Genomic DNA, 15,751 nt, shown 5'->3' with positions numbered 1-15,751 from the left:
CTGGGAGACATGTCTTCGAGTTCTCCGATCCGTGTCCGTTTCGCTCCCTCCCCGACCGGCATGTTCCATGTCGGTGGCGCCCGCTCGGCGCTGTTCAACTGGGTGATGGCCGTGCAGTCGGGCGGGACGCTCGTACTGCGGATCGAGGACACCGACGCCTCCCGCAACAGCCCCGAGTGGACCGAGGGCATCATCCAGGCCCTGGCCTGGCTCGGGATTGACGGCGAACAGTACGAGGGCCCCTACTTCCAGTCGGCGAACGCCGCCCGGCACGCCGAGGCCGTCCAGACCCTCAAGGGACAGGGCCGCGCCTACTACTGCGACTGCACCCGCGAGGCCGTCATCGCCCGCACCGGCGACCAGCACCGCGGCTACGACGGCTTCTGCCGCGACCGCGGCCTCGACGCCGGACCCGGACGTGCCCTCCGCTTCCGCACGCCCGACGAAGGCCAGACCACCGTCGTCGACCTGCTGCGCGGCAAGCCCGTCTTCGAGAACGCCGTCCTGGAGGACTTCGTCATCGCCCGCGCCGACGGCTCGGTGACCTTCCTGATCGCCAACGCCGTCGACGACATCAGCCAGGGCATCACCCATGTCGTGCGAGGCGAGGAGCACCTGTCCAACGCCCCCAAACAGCAGCTGCTGTGGGAGGCGCTCGGCGCCGAACCGCCCGTCTGGGCGCATGTCCCCGTCATCGTGAACGAGAAGCGGCAGAAGCTGTCCAAGCGCCGCGACAAGGTCGCGCTCGAGGACTACCGCGCCGAGGGATACCTCGCCGAGGCCATGCGCAACTACCTCATGCTGCTCGGCTGGGCCCCGTCCGGCGACCGTGAGATCGTCCCCTGGGACGTGATCGTCGACGAGTTCCGCATCGAGGACGTCAACACCTCACCCGCCTTCTTCGACGAGAAGAAACTCCGCGCGTTCAACGGCGACTACATCCGCGCGCTGCCGCCCGAGAAGTTCATCGCCGAATGCCTGCCGTTCCTCCAGAACGCCCCGTTCGACGTGGACGTCGCCGTCTTCGCTGAACTGGCGCCGCTGGCACAGACCCGGGTGGCGGTGCTGTCGGAGATCGTCCCCATGGTCGACTTCGTGTTCCTGGACGAACCGCCCACCGACGAGAAGTCCTGGACCAAGGCGATGAAGGACCCCGCCGCCGACATCCTCGCCGCCGTCGAAACCGCCTACCAGGACATTCCATGGACCGCCGCCGCCCTCAAGGACCGCCTCGAACAGATCGGCGCCGAACACGGCCTCAAACTCGGCAAGGCACAGGCCCCCGTCCGCGTCGCCGTCACGGGCCGCACCGTGGGCCTGCCCCTGTTCGAATCCCTCGAGATCCTCGGCCGTGACCGCACCCTCACCCGCATAGCCGCAGCCCGGGGTGTGCTTATTGGCGGTAGTTCAGGTTGAGGCGCTGGGGCGCCTCAACCTGAACTACCGCGGTGCGATCGCTGCATCGCTTCGGCTCGCCTTGCGGCTCGCTGCGCGATCAGGTTTCTCGCGGGCTCGAAACCTGCCTTCGGACGCGATCGCAGACCCTGAGGTTGTTGCGGGGTTGCTGTGGTGGCTGGGGGCGGTGGGTGAGGTGGGTTTTGCTTCGTGTCCATGGGGGTGCACTCCCTCTTCGGCCTCGGCGGGCCTCCGTCGTCGTGCACCGCGTGCGATCGCTGGATCGCTTCGGCTCGCCTTGCGGCTCGCTGCGCGATCAGGTTTCTCGCTTCGCTTGAACCTGCTTTCGGACGCGATCGCAAACCCGAGGTTGTTGGGGGGTGCTGGGCGGGCTGGGGTCTGCGAGCAAGGAAGTGCGTTGTGCTCGCTGCAGGGCACTCCTTCTTCGGGCGCTGGGCGCCCTTCCGTCGTGAATTGCGGTGCGTTCGCTGCCGACGCTCAGGGGGAGGGTGGGGGGTCGTCGGTCAGGGCCTGGTGGAGGTCGGTCAGGCGGCGGTCCAGTTCCTCGAAGTCGGGGCGGAGGGGGTCGGGAAGGCGTTTGCCGACCAGTTCGGCCTGTTCCATCACCGCCCTCAGGCGGTCGCCGACCTCGTGGTCCGTGGGACGGGACCGGAGCAGCGCGGCCTGTTCGCGTAGCTGGGCCGCCTGCTCGCGTAGCAGCGTCGTCTGGTGGCGGAGTTGCTTGTTCTTGTTGTGCAGCTCGACGAACACCGACACCTTCGCGCGCAGGACCCACGGGTCGAACGGCTTGGAGATGAAGTCGACCGCGCCCGCCGCGTAGCCGCGGAACGCGTAGTCGGGGTCGCTGTTCACCGCGGTGAGGAAGATGATCGGCAGGTCGCGGGTCTTCTTGCGGCGCTTGATGTCGCGGGCCGTCTCGAAACCGTCCATGCCCGGCATGACGACGTCCAGCAAGATCACCGCGTACTCGTCGGTGAGGAGCGCCTTCAACGCCTCCTCACCGGACCGCGCCCGGACGAGATCCTGATCGAGCGAGCTGAGGATGGCCTCCAGCGCGATCAGGTTCTCCTCGCGGTCGTCCACGAGCAGGATCTTCGCCTTGTCGTCCACGCGCGTCTCTCCGATCCGGTCCCCGCCGTCGCCGGCCGCGTCAGCGCCCGCGGCGTCCCCATCCGCGGTGCCGCCCCTCCTCAGCGGACGATGGACGGTTGCAGCCAATTCCTCATCACGTCAAGAAGGTGGTCGACATCGACCGGTTTCGGCACATAGTCCGACGCGCCCGATTCCAGGCTCTTCTCCCGGTCGCCCTTCATCACCTTCGCCGTGATCACGATAATGGGCAGCTCCGCGAACTGCGGCATCTCCCTGATCGCCGCCGTGGTCGCGTAACCGTCCAGACCCGGCATCATCACGTCCATCAGCACGACCGCGACATCGGGGTGGCGGTGCAGAACGTCGATCCCGGCCTGGCCGTCCTCGGCGTACAGGACGTCCATTCCATAGCCCTCAAGGACACTCGTCAACGCGAACACGTTCCGGACGTCGTCGTCCACGATCAGGACCTTGCGGCCCGACAGGACGGTGTCGACCAGATCCGCGGGCGGGTCCTCCAGTAGGCCGTTCAGGGCCTCGGCGTCCCCGGGGCGGTTTCCGGCGGGCGGACGCTCCTCCGCGGCCGGGCCGGTCTCCTCGGGGACCGCGGCTCCGGTGCGGGCGGCGTTCCGAGGCGTGCCCTCTGGCGTCGCGTCTTCCTCCGGTGTGACCGCGCGGCGGCGGCCGTCGCGCTCGCTGTACCGGGCGGGCAGGTAGAGGGTGAACACGCTGCCGCGGCCGGGGCGGCTCTCCGCGTGGATCTCGCCGCCGAGCAGGCGCGCGATGTTCCGGCTGATCGACAGGCCGAGGCCGGTGCCGCCGTAGCGGCGGCTGGTCGTCCCGTCGGCCTGCTGGAACGGCTCGAAGATCTCCTGCAGCTTGTCCGCGGACACCCCGATGCCGGTGTCGATCACCCGGAACGCGATCACGTCCGGGGTGTTCCACAGCGCGGGCAGGGTGAAGTCGATGTCGCCCGCCCGCTCGATCAGCAGCCGCACCTCGCCCTCCGCGGTGAACTTCACCGCGTTCGACAGCAGGTTCCGCAGCACCTGCTGCAGCCGCTGCTCGTCGGTGATCAGCGTCGGCGGGACGTCCGGAGCGACGTCCACCCCGAACTGCAGGCCCTTGTCGACCGACAACGGGCGGAACGTCGCGTCCACGTAGTCGACCAGCGCCGACACCGTGATCCGGTGCGGATGGGCCTCCATCTTCCCGGCCTCGACCTTGGCCAGGTCGAGAATGTCGTTGATCAACTCCAGCAGGTCGGTGCCGGAGTCGTGGATCGTCTGCGCGAACTCCACCTGCTTGCCGGTGAGGTTGCCGTCCTGGTTCTCCGACAGCAGCTTGGCCAGCACGAGCAGGCTGTTCAGCGGCGTGCGCAGCTCGTGCGACATGTTCGCCAGGAACTCCGACTTGTACCGCGACGAGATCGCCAGCTGTTCGGCGCGCTCCTCCAGCGTCCGCCTGGCCTGCTCGATCTGGAAGTTCTGGATCTCGATCGCGCGGTTCTGCTGGGCCAGCAGCGCCGCCTTCTCCTCCAGTTCGGTGTTGGAGTGCCGCAGCTCGCCCTGCTGGCGTTGCAGCTCGTCCGAGCGTTCCTGCAGCTCCTGGGCGAGCCGCTGCGACTCGCCGAGCAGCTGCTCGGTGCGGGTGTTGGCGCGGATCGCGTTCAACGTCACCCCGATCGTCTCGATCAGCTGGCTGAAGAACGCCAGATGGACGTCGGTGAACCGGCCGAACGACGCCAGCTCGATCGCGCCGAGCACCTCGTCCTCGAACACGATCGGCAGCACGATGATGTTGACGGGAGACGCCTCGCCCAACCCCGAGCCGATCTTGATGTAGTCGGCGGGGGCGTCGGCGATCAGCAGCGCCCTGCGCTCCTGCGCCGCCTGCCCCACCAGGCCCTCGCCCAGCGCGAACCGGAGGTCGCCGTCGCCGTGGGACCGGTTCGCCCGGCGGCGCGTCCCGTAACCGGCGATCAGCGACAGCTCGGTCTCCTCGCCGCTGTTCTCCGCGAGGTAGAACGCGCCGTACTGGGCGCTCGCCGTCGGCGTCAGCTCCCGCATGATCAGGTCGGCGACCTGCTGGAGGTCCCGATGACCCTGCATGAGCCCGCCGATCCGGGCGAGGTTGGTCTTCAGCCAGTCCTGTTCCTCGTTGGCGCGGGTCGTCTCCCGCAGCGTCGCCACCATCAGGTTGACGTTGTCGCTCAGCTCCGCGACCTCGCCGCGCGCCTCCACGGTGATCGTCCGGGTCAGGTCGCCGGTGGCGACGGCGCTCGCCACCTCGCCGATCGCGCGGACCTGGGTCGTCAGGTTCCCGGCGAGCTCGTTGACGCTCTCCGTCAGCCGCTTCCAGGTGCCGGAGACCCCCTCGACCTCCGCCTGTCCGCCGAGCCGCCCCTCGATCCCGACCTCACGGGCGACACGGGTGACCTCGGACGCGAACGACGAGAGCGTGTCGACCATCGTGTTCAGCGTCGTCTTCAGCTCCAGGATCTCGCCCTGCGCGTTGACGTCGATGCGCCGCGTCAGGTCGCCGTGCGCGACCGCGGTCGCGACCTGGGCGATGTTGCGGACCTGGTAGGTCAGGTTGGACGCCATTCCGTTGACGTTGTCGGTCAGGTCCTTCCACATGCCGCCCGCGCCGGGCACGATCGCCTGCCCGCCGAGCCGCCCTTCGGTGCCGACCTCGCGGGCCACCCGGCTGACCTCGTCGGCGAACGCCGACAGCGTGTCGACCATCGTGTTCAGCGTCGTCTTGAGCTGCAGGATCTCGCCCTGCGCGTCCACCTCGATCTTGCGGGTCAGGTCGCCCTGCGCGACGGCCGTGGTGACCTGCGCGATCCCACGGACCTGGTTGGTCAGGTTGTTGGCCATCGAGTTGACGTTGTCGGTCAGGTCCTTCCAGACGCCGCCCGCGCCGGGCACGATCGCCTGCCCGCCGAGCCGCCCTTCGGTGCCGACCTCGCGGGCCACGCGGGTCACCTCGGACGCGAACGCCGACAGCGTGTCCACCATCGCGTTCACGGTGTCCTTCAGCTCCAGGATCTCGCCCTGCGCGTCCACGGTGATTTTCTTGCCGAGATCGCCCTCGGCGACGGCGGTGGTGACCTGCGCGATGTTGCGGACCTGGAAGGTCAGGTTGGACGCCATCCCGTTGACGTTGTTGGTCAGGTCCTTCCAGACGCCGCTCACGCCGAGCACCCGCGCCTGGCCGCCGAGCCGCCCTTCGGTGCCGACCTCGCGGGCCACGCGGGTGACCTCGTCGGCGAACGCCGACAGGGTGTCGACCATCGTGTTGACGGTGTCCTTGAGCTGGGCGATCTCGCCCTGCGCGTCCACGGTGATCTTCTTGCCGAGATCGCCCTCGGCGACGGCGGTGGTGACCTGCGCGATCCCGCGGACCTGGTACGTCAGGTTGTTCGCCATCGCGTTGACGTTGTCGGTCAGGTTCTTCCAGACACCGCTGACGCCCGGCACGTTCGCCTGCCCGCCCAGCTGCCCTTCGGTGCCGACCTCGCGGGCCACGCGGGTGACCTCGTCGGCGAACGCCGACAGCTGGTCGACCATCGTGTTCACGGTGAGCTTCAGCTCCTGGAGTTCACCGGTCGCCTCCACCGTGACCTTGCGGGTCAGGTCGCCCTTCGCCACCGCCGTGGTGACCTCCGCGATGTCGCGGACCTGCGAGGTCAGCCGGGACGCCATCACGTTCACCGACGCCGTCACGTCCCGCCACCGGCCCGTCATGCCGCGCGCCGGGGCCTGCCCGCCGAGGCGGCCCTCGGTGCCGACCTCCCGGGCGAACTGGGTGACCTCCCACGTGAACTGGTCGAGCAGATCCACCATGCCGTTGACGGACTTTGCCATGCGCAGCAGCTCACCGCGCATCGGCCTGCCCCGCACCCGCAGCTCGACCCGCTGGCTCAGGTCGCCCGCCGCGACCGCCTCCACGACCTGGCTCATCCCCGTCACCAGGTCGGTCAGCTTGTCGATGATCGCGTTGGTGTCCTCGGCGGCGGCCGCCCAGGTGCCCCGCAGTGTCCCCGGCGTGAGCCGGCCCCGCAGCTGCCCCTCGCGGCCGATCTCCCGCCGGACGCGGGCCAGCCCGGAGGCCAGCTCCTGGCCGCTCTGCCGGATCTCCTCCAAGATCGCCGCGGCCTCGGCCACGGCGCCCTCACCCGGCACGTTCAGCTCCGACCTCGCCCGCCCGTCCCGGACGGCGACGAGCGCCCTGAGCAGCGGTTCGAGATCGGCGTCGCTGTAGCGCGGAGCGGTGTCGCGGTACCCGCCGCCGGGGCGGGCACGAGACGAGGTACGCGGCATGCTCTTCATCCTCCTGGCCCGCGATCTGTCGGGATCCGGACATCGGCCATGTCCGGACGACACGGACTCCTTACCAGGCCTCTTCCGGCCGCACCCAGTACTCTACGTCGCCGTGCGGTACCGGGCCCGGTCCGCGCGGGGACGGTGCTCGGACGGCGATGACCATGCATCCGCCCTTGTAGTCTTCGTGTTACGGTCTGTCGTTCGTGGCGGGCCGGACACCGAGACCTGACCCGGTGCTCCACCCCTCGGTTCACGGCTCTCGTGGTCGCCTGTCCGTCCCGTCTGCCACGATAGCCAGACCCGGTAGTGACTGACGCTTCGAGCGAAGGACGACAGATTGGATCGGCAGACGGCATCGGCGACCTTCCCGTCCGCTGCCGCGGCGGTGGCGGACGCGCGCCGATTCGTCCGCAAGGTCCTCGCCGACTGGGGCATGGACCAGGTCGCGGACGACGCCGTCCTCGCCACCAGCGAACTCGCCACCAACGCCATCGCCTACGCCGGCACGTCCTTCGAGGTCTCCTGCCATCTGGAGGAGGGGGACGTCAGGATCGAGGTCCGCGACCGGCATCCCACCCGGGGCATCGAGATGCCGGGCGTCACCGCGTCCAGCGGCCGTGGGCTCCCGTCGATCGCGCGGCTCGCCGCGTCCTGGGGCGTGTCCTACGACCGGCGCACCAAGGGCGTCTGGTTCAGGCTCCCTCGGCCCGGCTTCTCCGAAGGCGGCGCCGCGCCCGCGGCCGTCACCGACCGGGACGCCGAGTCCGAGGCCGACCCCGACACTCCGGCATCGTCCGCCGCCGGCCGTGAACCGGGCCACGAGCGCGCCGTCCGGCGCGAAGGGGCGGCCGCCGACGTCTCCCGCGACGGCGCGAGCCAGGTGGGTCCGGCCGGCCCCGTCGATCCCGCGCCCGCCGGCAAGACCGGGGACGGGCGCCTCGGCGACGGAGTGGGCGACATGCCCGTCGCCGGTGACCGGCTCCTGCGCTCCCCGGCGGCCCTGGAGGCCATGGAGGACGGCGTCGCGACCGTCCGGGACGTCCTCGGCGCCGAGGGCGCGGCCGTGCTGCTCACCGAGCGCGACGGCCGTCTGATCATGGGGGCGTCCGCCGGGACCGCCGCCGAGATGCCGCTCGGTGAACTGTCGGTGGCCGGTCTCGGCCCCGCCGCCCGCGCGGGCTCCCCATGGGTGGCCCTGGACGCCTCCGACCCGGCCGCTGCGGCGTTGCAGGCCCGGTCCCTGGCCGCGGCGCCGCTGGAGTCCCAGGGACGCCTCACCGGGCTTGTGGTGGCCGTCTCGTCCGTTTCCGAGCGTTTTGTCGAGGCCGACGCGGCCCGGATCGGCCGGCTCGCCGACGAGATGTCGCTCTCCCTGGAGAAGGCACGGATCGGGGAACTGGAACGGTCCTGGCGGGGTTGGCTCAGCTTCGTCGCCGAGGCCAGCGACCTGCTCGCCGGAACCCTCGACCAGGAGCGCACGATGGCGCTCGTCGCCCAGCTCGTCGTGCCCCGCCTCGCCGTCTGGTGCGCCGTCTACACCGTCACCGAGGTCGAACCCGACCGGCTCGCCTACGTGTGGCACGCCGACGAGAACCGCGCCGACGGGCTCCGCGAACTGCTCGAACACGCGGGCGCCGCCCCGCCGATCGACGCCCCCGGCCCCTGGAACGGGCTGGCCACCGCCCCCGACGACGTCCGCGCCGCCGCCGGCGACACCGCCGCCGACCAGGTCTACGCGTTCCCGCTGATCGCCCGCGGCCGCCGCATCGGCACCATCGTGATCGGTCGTCCGTCCGGAGACCGCTTCCCCCGCAGCGCGATCGAACTGGCCGAGGAACTGAGCCGCCGCGCCGCCCTCGCCGTCGACAACGCCCGCCTCTTCTCCGCGCAGACCGCCATGAGCAGCGCGCTCCAGCGCAGCCTCCTGCCCCCCGGAATCCCCGAGATCCCCGGCCTGGAGGTCGCGGTCGTGTACGAACCGGCGGGGGAGGGCAGCGAGGTCGGCGGCGACTTCTACGACGTCTTCGAAAGCGGCCTGCGACCCCCCGGCGCCGCCCCCGCGTCCCGCTGGCGCTTCGCCATCGGCGACGTCTGCGGCACCGGGCCCGAGGCCGCCGCCGTCACCGGCCTCGCCCGGCACGCGCTGCGCATCCTCGCCGCCGAGGACATGTCCGTCCCGGCGGTCCTCAACCGCCTGAACCGACTGATCCTCGGCGAGGGGGAACGCGGACGGCTGCTCACCCTGCTGCACGGCGAGATCGCCGCCCGGCGCCGCCGCGACGGCGTCACGATCACTCTGACCAGCGCGGGGCACCCGCCCCCGCTGCTGCTCGCCCCGGACGGCCACGTCCGCGAGGCGGCCTCCCCGCAGCCGTTGCTCGGCGTGTTCGACGGTGTCGAATTCCACACCGACACCGTCGACCTGCGCCGCGGGGAGGTCCTGCTCTGCGTGACCGACGGCGTCACGGAGCGCCGCTCCGGCAACCGGCTGCTCGGCGACGGCCACGGCCTCGAAGGGCTTCTGGCCGGCTGCACCGGGCTCAGCGCGCGCGCCGTCGCGGCCCGCATCCAGCGCGCCGTGCGTGACTTCGGCCCAGAGCCGTCGAACGACGACATTGCCCTCATCGTTCTGCGGGCGTCATGATGGAGACCAACAATCGGTAAGGTGGGGTGGCGTGGGGCTTGCCTTGCACACGACACGACAGGACGGCCGCGCGACGATCGCCGCGCGCGGCTCCATCGACCTGCATTCTTCCGACGAGCTGCGGTCTCGGCTGACCGAGCTCGTGGACGCCGGTGAGCGGGCGGTCGTCGTCGACCTCACGGCGGTCGACTTCTGCGACTCCTCAGGTCTTAACGTCCTCGTCCGGGCATACAAGCACGCGCGGGCACAGAACGCGACGCTGACCGTCACCGGTGCCTACGGTCGGGTCGAGAACGTATTGCGAACCACGGGCCTCGACCGCTTCCTGATCGAGGGTCCGACCGAGGAGGCTCCCGCCGATGGACGGTGAGGCGACGATGAAGAACGGCGAGCGGGCGGGGTGACCGACCCGATGACCGAGACGACCCTGCGGGCCGCGCCGCAGACCGAGGCGGTCGAGTACGCCCGGCGCCTCGCCGCGCGCACCATGCGCACCTGGGCGCTGATGGACCGCGAAGAACTCGTCACCGCGATCGTCGCGGAGCTGGTCGCCAACGCCGTCCGGCACGCCGGCACCGCGCTGGAGCTTCGGCTGCTGCGCGGCACCGGCCGCATCCGCGTCGAGGTCCGCGACCGCGCCGCCCAGCTCCCGCGCCTGACCGTCCCCGGCCCGCTGGACGAGTCGCACCGCGGCCTGTTCATCGTCGACCGGTTCGCCAACTCCTGGGGCGCGGACCCGGTCACCGGCGGCAAGGTCGTCTGGGCCGAAGTCGACATCTGACCATCGGGAACGGCCGGCCTGAAGACGCACACCGCGCCCTCGGCGGTGGCGGTCGGCATCAGCCCGACCACACCGTAGCCGGCGATCTCGTCCCGGCATCTCACGGTCCACGGTGTCGTCAGGGCGCGGCACCCGGACGCGACCTCGCCAGGGCTGTCCGGCATCGCGGGCGAACGCCTCCAGCAGGGCCATCGCCTCGACGGCACCGTCCGGCCCACCGCGGCCACGGGTGCACCGAGCGGCTTGGACACGGCGAGGTTCCCTCCACCAGCCGTGGCTGGCCGCGTCGGAAGAGGTTCCGCTGAAGCAGCCGCGTTGACGCCGTGAACAGGGGGCTAGCCGCCTTGCGCAGGTGCCGGTTCCCGGCCTGTGAGCGTTTGGCGGTCACCGCCGCTCGGATGCCCACTCGAGCGGCACCCGCGCGATGGTGACTCAGTGGACGGGGCTCCGACCGCATCATGCAGCCGGTTGCCCTCCGACCGTCCGAGTAGGCACGGGAACAGGTGCCGGTTCCTGCGCTGAGCGCTCGGCGGTCATTGCCGCTTGGAGGCACACCGAGCGGCGCCTGCGCGATGGCGACACGAACCGGCTCGGCATCGTTGGGCACCAGGTCGGGGCCGCGACTGTGGGGCTGGTCGGCCGAGCGCGAGACATGGTCGTTCAGGTGAACCTGTGTTCGCGCACACTGGTCACGGGCGCCCTTCGCCATGCCTGGAGTCGGTTCGGCAGAGCCATATGCGGGCCAGGTGCCGCGTGAGCCGTCAGGCGAGCGTCCTATGGCACTTTGGCACGGGCGCTGGCTACGCGGAGTTGCGGTACAGCTCCGCCACCAGGAACGCCAGGTCAAGGGACTGGCTTCGGTTGAGTCGAGGGTCGCACGCCGTCTCGTACCGCTGGTGCAGATCGGCCTCCGCCAGGCCCTGCGCACCACCGACGCACTCGGTGACGTCGTCGCCCGTGAACTCGATGTGGATGCCGCCCGGATGCGTTCCGAGCGCCCGGTGGACCTCGAAGAACCCGGCCAGCTCGTCCAGCACGTCGTCCAGCCGCCGCGTCTTGTGACCGCTCGGCGCCTCGAACGTGTTGCCGTGCATCGGGTCGCACAGCCACGCCACCGGCGCGCCGCTCTGGTTCACCTTCTCGATCAGCGGCGGCAGGACGTCCCGGATCCGGCCCGCGCCCATCCGGGTGATGAACGTCAGCCGACCGGGCTCGTTGTCGGGATTCAGCCGGTTCATCAGCGCCAGGGCGTCGTCGGCGGACGTCGTCGGGCCGAGCTTCACCCCGATCGGGTTGCGGATATGCCGCAGGAACTCGACATGCGCGCCGTCGAGCTGCCGGGTGCGCTCCCCGATCCACAGGAAATGCGCCGACACGTCGTACGGCAGGCCGCTCAAATGGTCGATACGGGTCAACGCCCGCTCGTACTCCAGCAGCAGCGCCTCATGGCTGGAGTAGAACTCCACCTCATGGAACTCGTCGGGGTCGGCCCCGCACGCCTTCATGAACGTCAACGCCCGGTCGATCTCGCCCGCGAGCCGCTCGTAGCGGTGGCCCGCCGGGCTCTGCGCCACGAAGTCCTGGTTCCAGGCGTGCACCTGCCGCAGATCGGCGTACCCGCCCTTGGTGAACGCCCGGCACAGGTTCAGCGTCACCGCCGAACAGTGGTACGCCTTCAGCAACCTGCTCGGATCGCTGCGGCGGGACTCGGCGTTGAACTCGAACCCGTTGACGGCGTCACCCCGGTACGCGGGCAACTCCACGCCCCCGCGGACCTCCACCGGCTTCGACCGCGGCTTGGCGAACTGCCCCGCCATCCGACCGATCTTCACGACCGGCACGCTCGCGGCGTAGGTGAGCACGACCGCCATCTGCAACAGCGTCTTCAGCTTGTTCTTCACCGCGTCGGCGTTCGAGCCCTCGAACGTCTCGGCGCAGTCACCGCCCTGCAGGACGAAGGCCTCGCCACGTGCGACGTCCGCGAGCTGCGCCTTGAGCTGGTCGCACTCACCCGCGAACACGAGCGGAGGCTGCGCGGAGAGTTCGGCCGTGACGGCCCGGACCTCGTCCGGATCGTCCCAATCGGGCTGCTGGAGGGCGGGGAGGGCGCGCCAGGCGTCCAGGTCCCCTATGGCGGGTGTACTCACGGTGGAAAGGCTATGGCACGTTCGGCCCTGCCGGACGACCAGCTCCCAAAGCGGGCACGGCCGGAACCGGAAGCGCGGCCCGACCGGCGGCCCGATCTGCCGGGACGCGCACGCGCGAGCCGGAGAGACGCGAGCGGGCGGCCCCGGATCCTCCGGGGCCGCCCGATTCGTCAATGTTCGCCGGTTCTCAGGCCGCCCGGCTCCCCGCAGGGGTGCGGACGGCCTCCGAACCGTGACTCGGGCCGTGGCTCGGACCGCCCGCCAGTGTCCGGCGGCCGCTCAGGTCGGCCTCGTTCGCCAGCTGCCGCAACCTCCGCAGGGACCGGTCCGTGATCTGTCTCACCCGGTTGTGGCTCAGGCCGTACCGGGCGCCGATCTGCGCGTACGACAGCGGCTGACCGCTGTCCATCCCGAAACGCGCCCGCAGGATCGCGGACTCGCGCTCGGGGAGGCGATCGAGGAGCCGTCCGAGCCCCTCGATGTCGTCCAGCGCGAGGATCTCCGCCTCCGGCGTCACGGCCTCCGGATCCTCGAGCAGGTCGCCCATCGGGGTCTCTCCCGCGTCGTCGACGGTCGCGTCCAGGCTCGCCGGGTCGCGGCGCCACCGCAGCAACTCGTCCACATGGTCGGGGTCGGCGCCGAGCACACCGGCAAGCTCCTCCCGGGTCGGCTCACGGCCGAGTTCACGCCCCAACTGGCGCTCCGCGCGCCGCAGCCGCGAAAGCTCCTCCTCGACGTGTACGGGCAACCGGATCGTGCGGGCCGTATGACTCAGCCCGCGCCCGATCGCCTGCCGGATCCACCATGTCGCATACGTGGAGAACTTGAAGCCGCGCCGGTAGTCGAACTTCTCCACCGCGCGCATCAGCCCCAGGTTCCCCTCCTGAATGAGGTCGATGAGGGGCAACGAGTCGGTCGGGTATTTCCGGGCGATCGAGACCACCAGCCGCAGATTGGCCTCGACGAAGCGCTGTTTGGCGCGCAGCCCCGCCTCGGCCAGCTCCTCCAGCTCCTCGGGGGCCACCCCCGCGGGTACGTTGCCCTCGACGAGGAGTTGTTCGGCGTACAGGCCCCCTTCGATCGCCTTGGCCAGATCGACCTCCTCCTGCGCGTCGAGCAGGGGGGTGCGGCCGATCCGGTCCAGGTACGCCCCGACAAGGTCCTTGTCCGGGACGTCGACCCTGTCGCCCTTGATACGGGTTGCAGCCATCCTGACCCTTCTCCGGTGCGATCTCCCTGTGAGGAGAACGCTAATTACCGCTCTGTGATTCCCGGGTGGGGAATACTGCGAACCTGTTAGCCGCTCTACGTCCTGATACCCCGACTGAGGAGAAACCGACATGGCGACGGTCACACTCACCGCTGAGAACTTCGATGAGGTCGCTCAGGCCGAAGGCATCGTCCTGGTGGACTTCTGGGCGGAGTGGTGCGGACCGTGCAAGCGGTTCGCGCCGGTGTTCGACCGGTCGGCGAACAAACACGACGACATCGTCTTCGCCAAGGTCGACACCGATGCGGAGCCCGAGCTGTCCGAACGGTTCGGGATCAGGTCCATCCCCACGCTGATGGCGATCCGCGACGGCATGATCGTCTTCGCCGAGCCGGGCGCGCTGCCGGAATCGGTCCTGGAGAACGTCATCGAGCAGGTCAGGGGCCTGGACATGGAGGACGTCCGCCGCCGCGCCAAGTCCTGAACGCGCGTCTCCGGGTTGCCCGCGAGGGAAGCGCCTTCGACGGCGGGACGGCATGTGGGCGGCGCAACGGCAAAGAACCGGGCGGTACCGCCCGTACCACGGCCCCCATGCACGATGATGGACCCGTGCTCGCCGATGTCGTCCCATACCTGGTGTGTCCCGTGTGCGGAGCGGGCCTCGAACTGGCTGACCGGGCGCTACTGTGCCCGACCGGTCACACCTTCGACATCGCACGGCACGGCTACGCGAACCTCCTGCCGGGCAACGCCCGTCCGGGGACGGCCGACACACCGGAGATGGTCCGCGCGCGAGACGAGTTCCTCCAGGCCGGCCACTTCACGGTCCCGGCGGACCGGCTCGCCTGGAACGTGTCACGCGTCAGGCCGTCCCTCGTCCTCGACGCGGGCGCCGGAACCGGCCACTACCTGAGCCGGGCCCTCGACCGATCACCGGACACGATCGGCCTGGCCCTCGACATCTCCAAGCACGCCGCTCGCCGCGCGGCGAAGGCGCACCCACGTGTCGGGTCCGTCGTCGCGGACCTCTGGCGCCCGCTGCCGCTGCGCACCGGCGCCGCCGACACCGTCATCAACGTCTTCGCCCCGCGGAACGCCGCCGAGTTCCACCGGGTCCTCCGCGACGACGGGCTGCTGTTCACCGTGACGCCGTCACCCCGCCACCTCGCCACACTTGTGGAACCGCTAGGACTGTTGTCGGTCGACAAGCACAAGACCGAACGCACGGACGCGGCGCTGGCCGGGTACTTCAAGTTGGACTCGCGCCAGGAGTTGGAGACGGAGGCCGTCCTGACCCACGAGGAGATCGTGACCCTCGTGGGAATGGGGCCGAGCGCCCACCATGTCCCACCGGAACGACTCAGGGAACGACTGGAACGACTCTCCGACCCGCTACCGACGCCCTTGTCGTTCGTTCTGTCGACCTATCGACGCCTCGAGTAGGTGTGCTCTGGCCGAGGCGCGCAACGACCGGCCGGGAGGCGACGGCGCCTGATTTGACGGTCATGGCCCGGCGCTCTAATGTCACTGCTGCCCCAAGGGACGCGGGACGCCGGAAGGCGGCCGACCTCGGGGAAACGCAGGGCAACTGAAGCCGGTTCGAGTTCCGCTCGAACTGGTGTAAGATGACCTGCACAGCCCAGAACGGGATGCAGGACGCCGCACGGTGGCCGGCCCGCAGGGCGCCTCCTACGAAACGTTCCGGGCGGGTCTTCGTGGCCTGCTGGTCGTTAGTGTGGGAACTCGGTACGCCTCCGTCCGTCAAAAAGATCTTCGCGGATTGACTTGACAACGGCGACGAACCGGGTAAGTTAGAAGGGTTGCCCCGGAGCCGGGGCTCGCGGAAGCGGGTTCGGGCGCGGTGGGTGTCCGTTTCTTGAGAACTCAACAGCGTGTTAAAAGCCAGTGCCTTTATCGGCTCGACCGGTTTTCTGGTCGGGTCGCCCCGTGGCTGCCTGTTATGGGTGGTCGGGGATTTCTTTGAGGCAGTGCGACCCATCCGTTGGGTGGGTTGTTTTGCTGGGATTGTTTCCAAGGTTTGGCTGCATCGGAGTTCGCCCTTTGGTGTGGTCGTTTGGCCTTAATGGAGAGTTTGATCCTGGCTCAGGACGAACGCTGGCGGCGTGCTTA

General features: G+C 69.9%; 10 protein-coding genes. 6 read left to right on the top strand and 4 right to left on the bottom strand.

From position 1 onward, the window contains the following. Positions 1–9 precede the first annotated feature (9 nt). Positions 10–1,416, top strand: a complete 1,407-nt coding sequence (gene gltX, locus BZB76_RS13260) for a glutamate--tRNA ligase (RefSeq protein WP_121434693.1) — start codon at positions 10–12, stop codon at positions 1,414–1,416. A 477-nt stretch (positions 1,417–1,893) separates the two neighbouring features. Here the strand turns inward: gltX and BZB76_RS13255 are convergent, their stop codons facing one another. Next, the gene (locus BZB76_RS13255) at positions 1,894–2,526 is read right to left on the bottom strand and encodes a response regulator (protein WP_121434692.1); all 633 of its coding nucleotides are present in this window, start codon (positions 2,524–2,526) and stop codon (positions 1,894–1,896) included. 80 nt (positions 2,527–2,606) lie between these two features. Further along, a complete protein-coding gene (locus BZB76_RS13250; RefSeq protein WP_121434691.1) occupies positions 2,607–6,845 on the bottom strand; it encodes a HAMP domain-containing protein in 4,239 nt (1,412 codons plus the stop codon). A 331-nt stretch (positions 6,846–7,176) separates the two neighbouring features. Here BZB76_RS13250 and BZB76_RS13245 point away from each other — a divergent pair, with 331 nt between their 5' ends. Genes BZB76_RS13245 through BZB76_RS13235 form a run of 3 tightly spaced genes read left to right on the top strand, consistent with a single transcriptional unit; the run spans position 7,177 to position 10,264 of the window. After that, the gene (locus tag BZB76_RS13245; protein WP_246006928.1) at positions 7,177–9,483 is read left to right on the top strand and encodes a SpoIIE family protein phosphatase; all 2,307 of its coding nucleotides are present in this window, start codon (positions 7,177–7,179) and stop codon (positions 9,481–9,483) included. A 31-nt stretch (positions 9,484–9,514) separates the two neighbouring features. Then, on the top strand, positions 9,515–9,853 hold the full coding sequence (locus tag BZB76_RS13240) for an STAS domain-containing protein (protein ID WP_121434690.1): 339 nt from the start codon (positions 9,515–9,517) through the stop codon (positions 9,851–9,853). A 42-nt stretch (positions 9,854–9,895) separates the two neighbouring features. After that, positions 9,896–10,264, top strand: a complete 369-nt coding sequence (locus BZB76_RS13235; RefSeq protein ID WP_033333276.1) for an ATP-binding protein — start codon at positions 9,896–9,898, stop codon at positions 10,262–10,264. A gap of 800 nt (positions 10,265–11,064) precedes the next feature. On the opposite strand, the gene BZB76_RS13230 is transcribed toward BZB76_RS13235, so the two are convergent. Next, positions 11,065–12,411, bottom strand: coding sequence for a class II 3-deoxy-7-phosphoheptulonate synthase (locus BZB76_RS13230; protein ID WP_211343002.1), 1,347 nt, complete (start codon positions 12,409–12,411; stop codon positions 11,065–11,067). A 187-nt stretch (positions 12,412–12,598) separates the two neighbouring features. Then, entirely contained in the window at positions 12,599–13,621 is a 1,023-nt protein-coding gene (locus BZB76_RS13225) for a sigma-70 family RNA polymerase sigma factor (protein ID WP_246006927.1), read from the bottom strand. 130 nt (positions 13,622–13,751) lie between these two features. Here BZB76_RS13225 and trxA point away from each other — a divergent pair, with 130 nt between their 5' ends. Next, entirely contained in the window at positions 13,752–14,105 is a 354-nt protein-coding gene (gene trxA / locus BZB76_RS13220) for a thioredoxin (protein WP_121434689.1), read from the top strand. A 107-nt stretch (positions 14,106–14,212) separates the two neighbouring features. Next, the gene (locus tag BZB76_RS13215) at positions 14,213–15,064 is read left to right on the top strand and encodes a putative RNA methyltransferase (protein ID WP_246006926.1); all 852 of its coding nucleotides are present in this window, start codon (positions 14,213–14,215) and stop codon (positions 15,062–15,064) included. The last annotated feature ends 687 nt before the right edge of the window (positions 15,065–15,751 follow it).

The organism is Actinomadura pelletieri DSM 43383 (genome assembly GCF_003634705.1).
Taxonomy (GTDB): Bacteria; Actinomycetota; Actinomycetes; order Streptosporangiales; family Streptosporangiaceae; genus Spirillospora; species Spirillospora pelletieri.
The sequence above is the reverse complement of the archived record's forward strand: the minus strand, read 5'-3'. Positions and strand labels throughout refer to the sequence as shown.

Coding starts and splice junctions, on each gene's coding strand:
- gltX (WP_121434693.1), top strand. CDS start 10: ATGTCTTCGAGTTCTCCGATCCGTGTCCGTTTCGCTCCCTCCCCGACC.
- trxA (WP_121434689.1), top strand. CDS start 13,752: ATGGCGACGGTCACACTCACCGCTGAGAACTTCGATGAGGTCGCTCAG.
- BZB76_RS13250 (WP_121434691.1), bottom strand. CDS start 6,845: ATGAAGAGCATGCCGCGTACCTCGTCTCGTGCCCGCCCCGGCGGCGGG.
- BZB76_RS13225 (WP_246006927.1), bottom strand. CDS start 13,621: ATGGCTGCAACCCGTATCAAGGGCGACAGGGTCGACGTCCCGGACAAG.
- BZB76_RS13235 (WP_033333276.1), top strand. CDS start 9,896: ATGACCGAGACGACCCTGCGGGCCGCGCCGCAGACCGAGGCGGTCGAG.
- BZB76_RS13215 (WP_246006926.1), top strand. CDS start 14,213: ATGCACGATGATGGACCCGTGCTCGCCGATGTCGTCCCATACCTGGTG.